This is a genomic window from Bradyrhizobium sp. BR 10289 (assembly GCF_019455385.1).
GTDB lineage: Bacteria > Pseudomonadota > Alphaproteobacteria > Rhizobiales > Xanthobacteraceae > Bradyrhizobium.
Map to the genome: position 1 here is coordinate 149,143 of NZ_JACOFR010000001.1, position 13,702 is coordinate 162,844.

The window sequence follows — 13,702 nt, forward strand, 5'->3', positions numbered from 1 at the left end:
CAGCAAGGCGCACCTGGTGCGGCGAGTTGGAGTTTGGAATGCGCCGTTTCTTCTTTGACCTGCTGGTCGACAATGTCGTGAAGATCGACCCGGGCGGCATGGTGTTCGAGCAGGACAAGGCGACGTTCGTCGTTGCCGATGAGATGGCGCGGCATCTGTTCGTCTGGCGTGACGATCTGCGCGATCGCGACGCCTGGATCCGTGTCCGGGATGCCGGCGGACGCGAGGTCTATCGCGCCGCGGTCTGGGCGGAGAACGCGGAGAAGGTCGGCTGGGACCACGCGTAATCCTTTCGGTGGTGTAGCAAGAGTGCACCAGTCACGAGCCAAACGCCCTTAGTTCGTTCTGGTCGAACCCCGGTCGCCTCGGTCCAAGTCGAAACCGGCGTCCCTTTCTAGGTTGGCGCTCGGCGAATCCAAATTCGCCACAGCGGGGGTCCTCCGATCGGAGGAAGCCGCTGACAACGCGCCTTTGCCGAGGGATTGAGAATGATTGTGACGGATGTGGACGGTGTTGCGCAATGGTGTTTGGCGCGGCGATCGGTGCGGCTCCTGCTGTCGGCCGGGCTGGTCATCCCGGTATTCATCTGCGCGCCTGCCATGGCGGCTTGCACCCCGCCGGCGCCAACCAGCAACACGACGGTCGTTTGCGCGAGCGATACTGACACCCAGCAGGGCAACGGCACGGGCTACGGGACCCGCAACGACAACAATAACTCGTACGACATTCGCGCGGGCGTGACCGTCCGTGGAGACGACTTCGGCTTCAAGGTCGGCGTCAACAGCGTGTTCACCAACGCAGGGACGATCAGTGGAACGAATGCGGCGGGTATAACCGGTGGTGGCATGACGATCACCAACCTGGTTGGTGCGACGATCACCGGATTCAACGCGATTACGCCATCGACCATCATTCTGAGCAACGCCGGTACGATCAGAGGCGAGGACAGGGCCGTTGACACCAGCGGTAATGCCACCATCACCAATCTCGGCACCGGCCTGATCACGCAGACCCGAGCATCGGGCGGCGCGATCGTCTCCGGCCGTCTTGCGACGGTGGACAATTCCGGCACGATTTCCGGACACGAATTCGGCATTTCTGCCAGGGACATCGTGTTGTCGAACTCCGCTTCGGGTGCGGTCAGTGGCGGTAATGCCGTGATCGCGGACCAGGCGGTCACTGTAAGCAATGCAGGCGTGCTTCAGTCGACCGGCAACGCGGTCGTGTCGCGGGCCGGCGACGTCATTCTGACCAATGTGGCTTCCGGCACCATCTCCGCGGGAGCCGACACAATCGCGACGAATGCCGACCCGGCGACGGGGAAGGGCAACATCACGATCAACAATGCCGGCCTGATTCGTACGACGACGTCATTAGCCACGGTCATCTCCGCGAGCAACCTTGCCGATGTCACCAATTCCGGGACCATCTCCGGCGGCGCGGTCGCGATCCAGGGTGACACCGTGAGGCTGACGAACCTCGCCGGCGGCAACATCAGCGCCCACGACTTCGCGGTGTTTGGCAACAGGTCCGCGCTGGTCGACAATGCCGGAACGATTGCCGGTAACGGCAGCTCGGGCGTCGCCATCACCGCGGATGTCGGCGACGCAACCGTCCGCAATAGCGGCACCATCACCGGCACGGTCAATGCCGTCAGCGCCAACCAGACGGCGAACGTGATCAATAGTGGCACGATATCCAGCGGATCCACCGTGATCTTTGCGGGGACAGTCAATGCAATCAACACCGGGCTGATTTCAACGACGCTCGGATTCGGTTTGAGCGGCGGCAGGGTGAACCTGGACAATTCGGGAACCGTGACGGGTGACCGCGGCGTTAACGCGAGCGTCGCCAGCGTGAATAATTCCGGATCGATCATCGGACGGCTTGCAGCCGTCAACGCCAGCACCGCCAATGTAACGAATACCGGTCTGCTTCAGGCCTCGACCGTCAACGGTGACGGCATCCTGGCGAGCGAGGCGAGCGTCAACAACTCTGGCATCATCATCGCTCGACGCGGCATCAAGTCGAACGATGGCTCCAACATCACGAACTCCGGCACTATCACCGGTACTGGCGGAGTTGCAATCCAGCTCTCCAACAAGGCCGACACCCTGACGCTTTTGCCGGGCTCGAAGATCAATGGCGTGGTTGATTTCGGCTTCGGCAACGACGTGGTCAACATCAACCTGTCGCCGATCAACAGCAAGGTGTCGTCGCTGACGACGATCAATCTGCCGACCTTCATCAACTTCAACGGGGTCATCAATACCAATGTCTCCGGCGGCAGCTTCAACGGCCCGTCGGTTGTCTCTGGCGCAACGCTGGCAACCCTCGATCCGACCGCGCTGGCGCAGACCGATCGCACGATGATGGATTTCACCGGCGGCGTCTCCTCGTTGGTGCAGGGGCGCCTGAACGGTGGCAGCGGGCCGGCCGGCAGCAACATGATGGCGATGGCCTACGCACCGGAGACGGCGCAAGCCGGTCCCTTCACCAAGGCGCCGCGGAGTCTCTGGACTAATCCGGCGCCGATCACGGTGTGGGCCAACAGCTTCGGCGGGCAGCGTATCCAGGACGAGACGGCGGCGACGCTTCGTGCGACCTCGACCGCGTGGGGCGGAGCGATCGGTATCGACCGCAAGGTGCAGCCGAACTGGCTAGTCGGGGCGTTCCTTGGCGGCGGGCAGGGCGGTCTCTCGGTCGCGCTCAACTCGCAGTCGGTGGATACGAATTACGCCTTCGCGGGCGTTTATAGCCGCTTCGAATGGGCCGCGCAGTTCTTCGACTTCACCATCCAGGGCGGCAACGCCGACAACAGGTCGCGCCGCCTGGTGCTGAACAATGGCGCGGTCGGCGGCATGGAGACGGCGACCTCGAACTACAGCGGCTGGTACGTCAGCCCCGAGGTGGCCTACGGATACAAGCTTGAAGTCGGCAACGGATACTTGCTGACGCCGACGGCGCGGCTGCGCTACGTCGCGGGCCGGTTCGACGGCTACAGCGAGACGGGTTCGGCGCAGGGATTGTCGATCGGCTCACGCACGCTGCAGGATGTCGAGGAGCGCGGCGAAGTCGATCTCTCGCGGGTGACCAGCCTCGGCGGCGGCGATCTCAAGGGCAACATCCATGGCGGCGTGATCGCCCTCCAGCGCATCGGCGACACCAATATCAATGCGGTGCTGATCGGCCAGAACCTGTCCTTCGTGACGCCCGGCAGCCGCAGCACGGTCGGCGCCGTCGCCGGTTTCGGCTTCGACTACCGCACGAGCCGCAACGTGTCCGTGTTCGGCGCGGTCGAGGGCATGATGATGTCCGACCAGAGCCGCACCGGCACGGCGAAAGGCGGTGTTCGCGTCGCGTTCTGAGCCGGCACCAGCCCTGGCGGCTGGAGCGCGACGCCCGCCGGCCGGGCTCCATTCGCCCGGCCGGCGCCTCCTCCGATCGGAGGATGAGGACACGCCCGCTCCGTGATAGGGTCACAGGCATTGATCACCGAGTGTCATTTTGAGCCATGCCCGGACCGCGGAAACTGCCAGAGCTGGTCGAGTCCATCTATGACGCCGGCCTCGATCCCTCGCTGTGGAACGACGCCGTCACCGGCATCCGCGATTTCGTCGGCGGTCAGGCCTGCGGGCTGTTTTCCAAGGATTCCATCAGCAAGTTCGGCGTCACGCATTACTATTGCGGGGCCGACCCGCACTATATCCAGCTCTATTCCGACACGCACTCGAGGTTCGACCCGCTGACCGTGCTGCCGCCGCAGGGCCGGATCGTGAGCATTCCAGAACTGGTCAATTTCTATGAGTACCGGCGCGGGCGCTTCTACCAGGAATGGATGAAGCCGCAGGGGTGCAGCGATGCGGCCAATGTCGTGCTCGACACGTCGAATGCGAGCTGTCCGGTGATGATGACGGTGCTGTCGGGCCGTCGCATGGTCGATCCCGCGATGAAGCAGCGCCTTTCGCTGATCGTGCCGCACGCCAGCCGCGCGCTGCTGATCAACCGCGCGATCGATTCGCAATTGACCCTGGCGACGGCATTGGCCGATGTCCTCGACAATCTGGCGTCCGGCATCTTCCTGCTGGATGCGTCCTGCCGCCTGGTGCATGCCAATTCCGCAGGCTACGCCTTGCTGGCGGCTGACGATGTGGTTCGCTCCGTGGCGGGGCAGCTCGTGACATGCAGCCCAGAAGCCAATCAGACGCTGCGCGAAGCGTTCGCAACCGGCAGTGAAATGGCCCTGTTTGCCGCCAGGGACCGCGCGCTTCCGCTGCTCTCGCCAACGGGCGAGCACTATGTCGCGCATCTTCTGCCGCTGTCGTCGGTGCTGCGGAACGGCGGCGAGCGCGTGACTGATGCCGCCGGCGCGCTGCTGCTGCGCAAGGTCTCGCTCGGCGGACCATCCTATGGCGAGTTGATCGCGCGGACCTTCGATCTCACGCCGGCCGAGCTGCGCGTGTTCCTGGCGATCGTCGAGGTCGGCGGCGTGCCGGAGACGGCGGCGGCGCTCGGTATCGCCGAGACGACCGCGAAGACGCATCTGCATCGCGTCTTCGCCAAGACCGGCGTCTCGCGGCAGGCCGACCTCGTCAAGCTCGCGGCCGGCTTCGCCAATCCGCTGATCAATTGATCGGCCGATTTGCGTCGGGGTTGAACCTTTTGGGTCTTCGATCGACTCACAGGTGCCGCAAGGCGTGCAGACCGTTTCGCAACCTCCGCGCTTGATCCCTGGGTTCTTCCGATGCCCCGTCCTCCAAATCCGTCCGAGTTGATCGAGAGCATCTACGACGCCGGGCTCCGCCCTGAATTGTGGAGCGATGTCGTCGTCATGCTCAATGCCTTCATTGGCAGCCAGGCCTGCGGCCTGATCTCGAAGGACCCGGTCAGCAAATCAGGCGCGACGCATTACTATTGCGGCGTCGATCCGCACTACATCCAGCTCTATGCCGAGACCTACGCGCAATACGATCCGCTGGCGCGGCTGCCGCGCTATGGCGAGGTGCGCAACATCCCGGATCTCGTCGACTACGACGCATATCGCCGCGGGCGCTTCTACCAGGAATGGCTGCGCCCGCAGGGCTGCGTGGATGTCGCCAATGTGGTGCTGGAGCAGTCGAAGTCGCCATGTCCGATGCTGCTGACCGTAATCCCCGGCAGGAACATGCTCGATGCGGAACAGCGCGCGCGGATGCAGTCGCTGGTTCCGCATGCGAGCCGGGCGCTGCTGATCAACAAGGCGATCGCGCGCAAGCAGCAGCGCGCGATCGCGCTCGCTGATGTCGTCGACCGGCTGAGTGCCGGCGTCATCCTGCTCGACAAGGCCTGCCATATCGTTCACAGCAATCCGGCCGCGGACGCGATCCTGGCCGCCGACGATGTCCTGCGGTCGGTCGCGGGACGGCTGATGGCGCGATCCTCCGCTGCGGGTGTCGCGCTGCGGGAGATCTTCCAGGACGCAGGTGCTGTGGCCCTGGCAGCGGCTTCGGGACGGAAGATCCCGCTGACAGCGCAGGATGGGTCCTACTACGTCGCGCACGTCATCGCGCTGCCGTCGCTGCTGCGTGAAGGCGCAGTGGAGCGCACCTCGGCGGTGGGTGCCCTGTTCATCTGGAAGGCGGAACTCGACGGTCGGTCCTGTGCCGGCGTCATCGACCGCACGTTCGAGCTCACGCCTGCGGAGCTCAGGGTTCTGCAATCGATCGTCGAGGTCGGTGGCGTGCCGGAGACGGCGATTGCGCTGGGCATCGCCGAGACGACGGTCAAGACACATCTGCATCGCGTCTTCGCCAAGACCGGCGTTTCGCGCCAGGCCGATCTCGTCAAGCTCGCGGCAGGATTTTCCAACCCGCTCGTGCACTGAGGCGCTCGCAGCTCGCGCGGCGAGTCGCTTGACACGCCATCAGGTTCAATCAGCAGCATCATTATTAAGTTATTGCGTGTCATTCGATTGAATGACGCGACTTTCGTCGTTCTCTCTTACGAGACGTCACACGATCTGTTGTTTGACGCGTTCGATCGTTGTGTGAAGCAACTCACTGCAAGCGAAACCCGATCCCGTCAATCTCGCCGACATGTTCAAAGGAGATTGTCATGCGAACGCCGTCACCGGATTTGGCAGGCAGGTTCCGCAGCATCGTCGCGCGGCTCGGCGCCGCATTCCACGCGCAGCGCAAAATGGAGGCGCAGCGCGCCTTGCAGCGCTATCGCCATTTGCTGGAGCAGCCGCACGACGCATTGCCTTTGAATGAAATCATTCCGGTCAGCAACAAAGAGGACATTTCCGCCCATGCCCACGGACTTGATGCGCGCGAGCGCGCCCCCGGCGAGCCCGCGTTCGAGCGTGCGTAACGCCAACATCGTCGCGGCCGCGCTGACCGCAGCCCTGGTCACGCTTCAGCTGGCCGGGCTCGCGATGCTGGAGCGCTCTCACGCGCAGCCGGCCGCGCCGGCGCAGGTGAGCGGCAGCCAGCCGGTGCTCTGCACCGGCGGCACCGAGGTCCCGGTGCCACAGTCGCATTACGATTGATCCGGAGCCGTCATCGTGCCTGACATCGAAACCGGCCTTCTGCTCAGCGTTGCCGTGTTCGCCGGCGCCTTCGTCTCGGGGCTCTCGGGCTTTGCGTTCTCGGCGGTTGCGGGCGCCATCCTGCTCCGGGTGTTTCAGCCGCTGGAGGCGGTGCCGCTGATGATGGCGTGCAGCATCGGCGTGCAGGCGACCAATTTGTGGGCGCTCCGGCGCAGCATTCGTTGGGAGGGCAGCCTGCTGCTGATCGTCGGCGGCCTGATCGGCGTGCCCATCGCGGTGTCGCTGCTCCAGAGCACCGATACGCATCTGCTCCGGCGCGGCTTCGGCATCATCGTCGCGCTCTACGCCGCCTACATGCTGCTGCGACCGACACTGGTGACGGCCGGCGAGGCCGTCGGCCGTCACTGGGTTGCGCTGATCGGATTTGGAGGCGGGCTGGTCGGCGGCCTCACGGCGATGCCCGGCGCGATCCCGACGATCTGGTGCGACATGCGCGGCATGCCCAAGAGCGAGCAGCGCGGCCTGGTGCAGCCTTTCATCGCCGCGATGCAGGTCTTTGCGATTGGCCTGCTGATCGGCCACCAGGACCTGTCGTCGAAGGTCTTCGTCGATCTCGCCATCAGCCTGCCGGCGCTGTTCGCCGGCTCGGCACTTGGCGTGATCGCCTTTCACCGGGTCAACGAGACGGTCTTTCGCAAGACCGTGCTCGTTCTGCTGCTGATCTCGGGAATTTCTTTGATCTAGTGCCCCGGACTGGTGACTGTGCCTTGCACCGGCACTACGCTGGAGCCGCTGCCATGATGCACCAGCGGCTTGTTGCCGGTGATGGTTCGCAGCAGCACATAGAACACCGGCGTCAGGAACAGGCCGAACAATGTGACGCCGATCATGCCGGAGAACACCGCAACGCCCATCGCGCGCCGCATCTCCGAGCCGGCGCCGGTCGAGAGCACCAGCGGCAACACGCCCATGATGAAGGCCATCGAGGTCATCAGGATCGGACGAAGCCGCAGCCGGCTCGCCTCGATCGCGGCCCGGATCGGCGTGCGCCCGGCGAATTCGAGCTCGCGCGCGAATTCGACGATCAGGATCGCGTTCTTGGCGGAGAGGCCGACGAGCACGATCAAGCCGATCTGGGTGAAGACGTTGTTGTCGCCCTTGGAGATCCAGACGCCGAACATCGCGGCGAGCAGCCCCATCGGCACGATCATGATGATCGAGAGCGGCAGGGTCAGGCTCTCATACAGCGCGGCCAGCACCAGGAACACCAGCAGGATTGCCAGCGGGAACACCCAGAGGCCGGAATTGCCGGCGATGAACTCCTGATAGGTCAGGTCGGTCCATTCGAACGCAAAGCCCGGCGGCAGCGTCTCGGCCGCGATCCGCGTCGCGACCTCCTGTGCCTGGCCCGAGGAGAAGCCGGGTGCGGCTGCCGCGTTGATGTCGGACGACAGGAAGCCGTTGTAGCGGATCGCACGCTCGGGGCCTGCGCTCTGGCGGATCTTCAGCAGTGCCGAGAGCGGCACCATGTCGCCGGAGGATGAGCGCACTTTCAACTGCCTGATGTCGTCGGCGCGGGCGCGGAACGGCGCGTCGGCCTGGACATAGACCGAGTAGGTGCGGCCAAACTTGTTGAAGTCGTTGACGTAGTAGGAGCCGAGGTAAATCTGCAGCGTATTGAACACCTCCGTCACCGGCACGCCCAGCTGCAGCGCCTTGGTGCGGTCGATGTCGGCGAACAGCTGCGGCACGTTGACCTGGAAGCTCGAGAACACGCCGGCGATCTCCGGCGCCTTCTGCATCGCCGCCATGAACGCTTTCGTAGCCTCGTTCAGCGCCTCATAGCCGAGGCCCGCGCGGTCCTCGATCTGCAGCTTGAAGCCGCCGATGGTGCCGAGGCCGTTGACCGGCGGCGGCGGGAACATGGCGATGAAGGCTTCCTGGATGCCCGCGTACTTCTTGTTCAGCTCCGCCGCGATTGCGGGGCCGCTGAGCGAGGGATCCTTGCGTTCGTCGAACGGTTTCAGTGTCGAGAACACGATGCCGGCGTTGGAGGAGTTGGTGAAGCCGGCGATCGACAGGCCGGGGAAGGCGACCGAGCTCTCGACACCGGGCTGGGTCAGCGCGATGTCGCTCATCTTGCGGATCACCTCTTCGGTGCGATCGAGCGCTGCACCGTCCGGCAGCCGCGAGAAGCCGACCAGATATTGCTTGTCCTGGCCCGGCACGAATCCACTGGGCACCTGCTGGAACAGGAGGGCGGTAACGCCAACCAGCACGACATAGAGGCCCATCACCGCGGCCTTGCCGGAGATCACCTTGCCGACGGTGCCGCTGTAGCTGTTCGAGGAGTAGGTGAAGGCCCGGTTGAAGCGGCGGAAGAACCAGCCGAGACTCTTCTCCATGACGATGGTCAGCTTGTCCTTCGGCTCGTTGTGGCCCTTCAGCAATAGCGCCGACAGGGCCGGCGACAGCGTCAGCGAGTTGACCGCGGAGATCACGGTCGAGATTGCGATCGTCAACGCGAACTGCTTGTAGAACTGGCCGGTGAGGCCGGAGATGAAGGCGAGCGGCACGAACACCGCGATCAGCACCATCGCGATCGCGATGATCGGGCCCGACACTTCGCGCATCGCCTGATAGGTGGCGTCGCGCGGGGATAACCCGCCCTCGATGTTGCGTTCGACGTTCTCGACCACGACGATGGCATCGTCGACGACGATGCCGATCGCGAGCACGAGGCCGAACAGGCTGAGCGCGTTGATCGAGAAGCCGAACACGTGCATCACCGCGAACGTGCCGACGATCGACACCGGCACCGCCAGCAGCGGGATGATCGAGGCGCGCCAGGTCTGCAGGAACAGGATCACCACCAGCACCACCAGCGCGATCGCCTCGAGCAGCGTGTGGATCACGGCTTCGATCGAGGAGCGCACGAACTGGGTGGGATCGTAGACGATCTGGTAGGACACGCCCTCCGGCATGTTCTTCTTGATCTCGGCCATGGTGGCGCGGACGTGGTCGGAAATCTCCAGCGCGTTAGAGCCCGGCGCCTGGAAGATCGGGATCGCCACCGCCTGCTTGTTGTCGAGCAGCGAGCGCAGGCCGTATTCGGAGGCGCCAAGCTCGATGCGCGCGACGTCGCGAAGACGAACCACCTCGCCGCGCGTGCCGGTCTTGACCACGATGTCGCCGAACTGCTCCTCGTTGGCGAGGCGTCCCTCGGCATTGACCGAGAGCTGGAGGTCGATGCCCTTGACGTTGGGGGAGGAGCCGACCACGCCGGCGGCGGCCTCGACGTTCTGCGCCTGGATCGCCTTGACGATGTCGCTCGCGGTCAGGCCGTGCTCGGCCGCCTTCTGCGGATCGACCCAGACCCGCATCGAATAATCGCCGGCGCCATAGAGCTGGACGTCACCGACGCCGTCGATCCGCGCCAGCCGGTCCTTGACGTTGAGCACCGCGTAGTTGCGCAAATACGTCATGTCATAGCGGCCGTTCGGCGACAAGAGATGCACGACCATGGTGAGGTCGGGCGAGGACTTCTTGGTGATGATGCCGAGCTGGCGCACCACGGCCGGCAGGCGCGGTTCGGCCTGCTGCACGCGGTTCTGCACCAGCTGCGTCGCCTTGTCGGGGTCGGTGCCGAGGCGGAACGTCACCGTCAGCGTCATCGCGCCGTCGGTGGTGGCCTGGCTCGACATGTACAGCATGTTCTCGACGCCGTTGATCTGCTCCTCGATGGGCGTTGCCACCGTCTCCGCGATCACCTTGGGGTTGGCGCCGGGATAGGTCGCGCGCACGACGACCGAGGGCGGCACGACATCGGGATATTCAGAGATCGGCATCGCGAACAGCGAGATCAGGCCGGCAAGGAAGATCAGGACCGACAGCACGCCGGCGAAAATCGGACGATCGATGAAGAATTTTGAGAGATTCATGGCCTTGCCCCTGCAAGAGAGACAGCTCTCCCGTCATCCGGGACGCGGGCTTTGTCCGCGATGTCCGGAATCGGGATGCGATGTCTTGGTCGTTGTCTTGGTCGTTTTTTGATCATCCCGGGCGCGCGTCATGCGTCGCCCGGGATGACATCCTTAGCGTTGCACCACGTCCTGGTTGCTGTGGTTCGATGCCTGCTGCGGCCCACGCGCGCCCATCTGCGCCACCTCCGTCTTGAGGAGGGCACCGGGCCGCACGCGCTGCAGGCCGTTGACGACGATGCGGTCGCCCGGCTTCAGCCCCGCGGTGACGATGCGGAGCCCATCGACCGAACCGCCGAGCGTGATCGGGCGATACACCGCGCGGCTGTCTTCGCCGACCGCCATCACGAACTTCTTGTCCTGGTCGGTGCCGATCGCGCGCTCGTCGATCATGACCAGCGTCTGCTGCTTCGGCTGGCCCATCCGCACGCGGGCGAACTGGCCGGGAATGAGACGCCCGTCGTCATTCCGGAACACCGCGCGGACGCGGATGGTGCCGCTCTGGCCGTTGACCTGGTTGTCGATCAGCTGGATGTGGCCCTTCGCGGAGAGGCCGCCCGAGGTGGTCATCTCCACCGGGATCTGGTCGAGCCTGCCGCGCTGGCCGGAGGCATCCGCAATCGAGTTCAGCGCCCGCAGCACCACCTCTTCATCCGCGTCGAACGAGGCGTAGATCGGATTGACCGAGACCAGCGTGGTCAGGACGGGGGAGGCGGTGCCGGCGGCGACGAGATTGCCGACGGTGATCTCGAACTTGCCGACGCGGCCGTCCACGGGCGCGCGCACCTCGGTGTAGTCGAGATTGAGCTTGGCGGTCTGCAGCGTCGCTTCAGCGGCCTTCACATTGGCGATCGCTTCGCGATTGGCATTGTCGCGCTGGTCGTAGTCGCGCCGCGTGACCACGGCGTTGCCGACCAGCTGCGCGCCTCGCTCGAGCTCGCTCTGGGTGAACACGACGCGCGCTTTCGCGGCTTCAAGCTGCGCCGCGGCCTTGTCGACCTCGGCCGCGTAAGGCGCCGGATCGATCTTGAACAGCACGTCGCCGGCCTTCACCAGCGCGCCTTCGGTGAAGTTGGTCGACAGGATCGCGCCGGCGACGCGCGGGCGCAGCTCGACGCGGTTGATGGCCTCCAGCCGGCCGGAGAAATCGTCCCACAGCACGGTCTGCTTCGGCTCGATCAGCGCGACAGTGACGGGAACGGCCTGTTCAGCCGCGGCGGCCGTTGCCGTCGCTTGGGCGGCACGAAAATAATGGCCGGTCGCGATCGAGCCGGCCACGGCGAGGGCGCCGACGACCGCGACGCCGCCAAGAAGGCGGCGGAAACGGCCGGCGCGGGGGGAGGTTTGCGAGGGATGCATTTGCGCGCTCCAGATATGTAGTGTTCACTACAGATGTGGAGCTGGATATCGCAATGCAAGATACTTATGTACCATTCACTAAGAAAATTGTAGCCGCTTACCGCAAGACCTGGCAAGCGGAAGAAAAAATAAAGCAGAACAAATAGATAGGATCTGGCGTTAGGCTGAGGGACCGCGCCAATTCCAAGGAGAACAGGCACATGGGCATGGGTCGCCCCCGCGAATTCGACGCAGATGTGGCGTTGGATCAGGCAATGGAAGTGTTTTGGCGCCATGGCTATGAGGGCGCCACCATCGCCCAGCTCACCGAGGCCATGGGGATCAATCCCCCGAGCCTCTACGCCTGCTTCGGCAACAAGGAAGGCCTGCTGAAGGCCGCGCTCGATCGCTACACCAAGCTGCGCGGTGCGTGGATGGACGGGATCGTCGCCGCGCCCACCGCGCGCGACGTCGCCGAGCGGATGCTGATGGGCATCGCCGAAAAGCAGACCGATCCCGCCAATCCGCCCGGCTGCCTGCTGGTGCAGGGCGGCATTGCCTGTGGCACCGGCTCCGAAAACGTCCCCTTCGAGCTCGCCGCCCGCCGCGCCGAGAATGAAGACCAGCTCCGCGACCGTTTTGTCCGCGCCAAGGCCGAAGGCGATCTCAAGCCGACCTCCGATCCCGCCGCCCTCGCGCGCTATGTCATGGCGGTGTCCGTCGGCATGGGCGTGATGGCGTCCTCTGGCGCGGACCGCGAGGCGCTGCGGCAGGTGGCTGATGTCGCCGTGCAGGCGGTTCAGGCGCAGTCGGCGAGAGAATGATTCCCGACGAGCGCGCAAGAGGACTGTACGTGGCTTTCCCGTTGCTTAGGCTGCCGGCTCGGCGTCGGCTATTCGCTCAAACGTGATGTTACCCATGAGCGCGGCGAAATTGTCGCGGTCGATATGTGCGTCGGCGAGCCGATACTTTTTCTGCTGTGAATCATCTTTCGAAAATTCTCCGGTGAGTGCAAAAAGACGTATCATATTTCCGTTCAAATCAAACCATTGCCCCCCGAATTTCATAATTGGATTCTTCGTGAGGGTATCTTCGAACTCCAAGTTAGCGAATATTTCAACTTCCAATTCAGTCAGTCTGTGACCGTCGTTATCTAAGAGCACGTCCGAGAGTCTTTGACTGACGGTTTGGTTTCTTTTGAAATAGTACGTGAGCCAATACTTGCTTCCTGCGTCGTGAGTTAGGCCAATTGCTCGAATCGTTTGAGTCCCCTCCGGGAAAAGAGGATTGTTTGAGACGTCGTAGTTGATCTCCAATTTCTGCGCTGGATTCAGAGAAATTCTACATACTATCTCACCGAGACGTTCGAAGCCACCGGCGACTTGTTGGCCCGGTTCGACCTCATACACCACCTTCCAGTTTCCGATGAGTTTTTTGCGAACGCGCGAATAGAGATCGTCGGCCTCGCTCGAATATTGCGAGTAGAGAAGAAACCAAATTACAACAAATGAAAGAAGGAAAAGGCCGAATACAATCACTCTCAAAGAGATTGGAAATGGACCAAGATGTATGGTGACGTCTTTTCCGTCGACCTCAGTGCTCCCAACGGAAAAAAGGAAGTAGCCGACGGCGGCTATGGCGAGAGCGAAGCCAAACGCTACAGCTGCCAGCGAGACTGTACGTGAGCTAATCACTTCCTTAGAGAAGGGTGGCATTTGCATCGAACAACCCCCCGGTATGCTGAAATAAAATACTATCAAAGGTTGATGAGCATGCCTCGGTTTTTCTCTTTTGGCTAGAGGGTTCCTGCTGAAATTGCAGCTGGTAGTCGAGTTCGCCGGGCTGCTTGGTCGAG

Annotated in this window: 11 protein-coding genes; 8 read left to right on the plus strand and 3 right to left on the minus strand. The window is 63.5% G+C overall.

All coding sequences use genetic code 11. The features are described from left to right. Positions 1-38 precede the first annotated feature (38 nt). The 7 genes from HYH08_RS00715 to HYH08_RS00745 all read left to right on the plus strand — a co-directional run bounded on the left by HYH08_RS00715 (position 39) and on the right by HYH08_RS00745 (position 7,273). A complete protein-coding gene (locus HYH08_RS00715; RefSeq protein WP_220007823.1) occupies positions 39-287 on the plus strand; it encodes a DUF6894 family protein in 249 nt (82 codons plus the stop codon). A gap of 201 nt (positions 288-488) precedes the next feature. Then, positions 489-3,368, plus strand: a complete 2,880-nt coding sequence (locus HYH08_RS00720) for an autotransporter outer membrane beta-barrel domain-containing protein (protein WP_220007824.1) — start codon at positions 489-491, stop codon at positions 3,366-3,368. 146 nt (positions 3,369-3,514) lie between these two features. Next, positions 3,515-4,633, plus strand: coding sequence for a helix-turn-helix transcriptional regulator (locus HYH08_RS00725; RefSeq protein WP_220007825.1), 1,119 nt, complete (start codon positions 3,515-3,517; stop codon positions 4,631-4,633). A 111-nt stretch (positions 4,634-4,744) separates the two neighbouring features. Next, on the plus strand, positions 4,745-5,863 hold the full coding sequence (locus HYH08_RS00730) for a helix-turn-helix transcriptional regulator (RefSeq protein ID WP_220007826.1): 1,119 nt from the start codon (positions 4,745-4,747) through the stop codon (positions 5,861-5,863). A gap of 230 nt (positions 5,864-6,093) precedes the next feature. Next, entirely contained in the window at positions 6,094-6,351 is a 258-nt protein-coding gene (locus HYH08_RS00735; protein WP_220007827.1) for a hypothetical protein, read from the plus strand. Next, positions 6,344-6,529, plus strand: a complete 186-nt coding sequence (locus HYH08_RS00740; protein ID WP_349631388.1) for a hypothetical protein — start codon at positions 6,344-6,346, stop codon at positions 6,527-6,529. The genes HYH08_RS00735 and HYH08_RS00740 overlap by 8 nt, the downstream gene beginning before the upstream one ends. A 15-nt stretch (positions 6,530-6,544) precedes the next feature. Continuing rightward, positions 6,545-7,273 (plus strand): sulfite exporter TauE/SafE family protein, encoded by a 729-nt coding sequence (locus HYH08_RS00745; protein WP_220007829.1) that lies wholly within the window; start codon positions 6,545-6,547, stop codon positions 7,271-7,273. Here HYH08_RS00745 and HYH08_RS00750 read toward each other — a convergent pair. Then, the gene (locus HYH08_RS00750; RefSeq protein ID WP_220007830.1) at positions 7,270-10,470 is read right to left on the minus strand and encodes an efflux RND transporter permease subunit; all 3,201 of its coding nucleotides are present in this window, start codon (positions 10,468-10,470) and stop codon (positions 7,270-7,272) included. The genes HYH08_RS00745 and HYH08_RS00750 overlap by 4 nt on opposite strands. A gap of 153 nt (positions 10,471-10,623) precedes the next feature. After that, positions 10,624-11,868: an efflux RND transporter periplasmic adaptor subunit gene (locus HYH08_RS00755; RefSeq protein ID WP_220007831.1), complete on the minus strand. Its 1,245-nt coding sequence runs from the start codon at positions 11,866-11,868 to the stop codon at positions 10,624-10,626. A 200-nt stretch (positions 11,869-12,068) separates the two neighbouring features. Here HYH08_RS00755 and HYH08_RS00760 point away from each other — a divergent pair, with 200 nt between their 5' ends. Continuing rightward, positions 12,069-12,671: a TetR/AcrR family transcriptional regulator gene (locus HYH08_RS00760; RefSeq protein WP_220007832.1), complete on the plus strand. Its 603-nt coding sequence runs from the start codon at positions 12,069-12,071 to the stop codon at positions 12,669-12,671. Positions 12,672-12,716: 45 nt separating this feature from the next. Here HYH08_RS00760 and HYH08_RS00765 read toward each other — a convergent pair whose 3' ends face one another. Continuing rightward, positions 12,717-13,568 carry a hypothetical protein gene (locus HYH08_RS00765; protein ID WP_220007833.1) on the minus strand — a complete coding sequence of 284 codons (852 nt, stop codon included), beginning with the start codon at positions 13,566-13,568 and terminating at the stop codon, positions 12,717-12,719. Between the last annotated feature and the right edge of the window lie 134 nt (positions 13,569-13,702).

Excerpts from the sequence above, each read along its gene's own strand:
- HYH08_RS00715 (WP_220007823.1), top strand. The coding sequence starts at position 39 with ATGCGCCGTTTCTTCTTTGACCTGCTGGTCGACAATGTCGTGAAGATC.
- HYH08_RS00720 (WP_220007824.1), top strand. The coding sequence starts at position 489 with ATGATTGTGACGGATGTGGACGGTGTTGCGCAATGGTGTTTGGCGCGG.
- HYH08_RS00725 (WP_220007825.1), top strand. The coding sequence starts at position 3,515 with ATGCCCGGACCGCGGAAACTGCCAGAGCTGGTCGAGTCCATCTATGAC.
- HYH08_RS00730 (WP_220007826.1), top strand. The coding sequence starts at position 4,745 with ATGCCCCGTCCTCCAAATCCGTCCGAGTTGATCGAGAGCATCTACGAC.
- HYH08_RS00735 (WP_220007827.1), top strand. The coding sequence starts at position 6,094 with ATGCGAACGCCGTCACCGGATTTGGCAGGCAGGTTCCGCAGCATCGTC.
- HYH08_RS00750 (WP_220007830.1), bottom strand. The coding sequence starts at position 10,470 with ATGAATCTCTCAAAATTCTTCATCGATCGTCCGATTTTCGCCGGCGTG.
- HYH08_RS00755 (WP_220007831.1), bottom strand. The coding sequence starts at position 11,868 with ATGCATCCCTCGCAAACCTCCCCCCGCGCCGGCCGTTTCCGCCGCCTT.
- HYH08_RS00760 (WP_220007832.1), top strand. The coding sequence starts at position 12,069 with ATGGGCATGGGTCGCCCCCGCGAATTCGACGCAGATGTGGCGTTGGAT.
- HYH08_RS00765 (WP_220007833.1), bottom strand. The coding sequence starts at position 13,568 with ATGCAAATGCCACCCTTCTCTAAGGAAGTGATTAGCTCACGTACAGTC.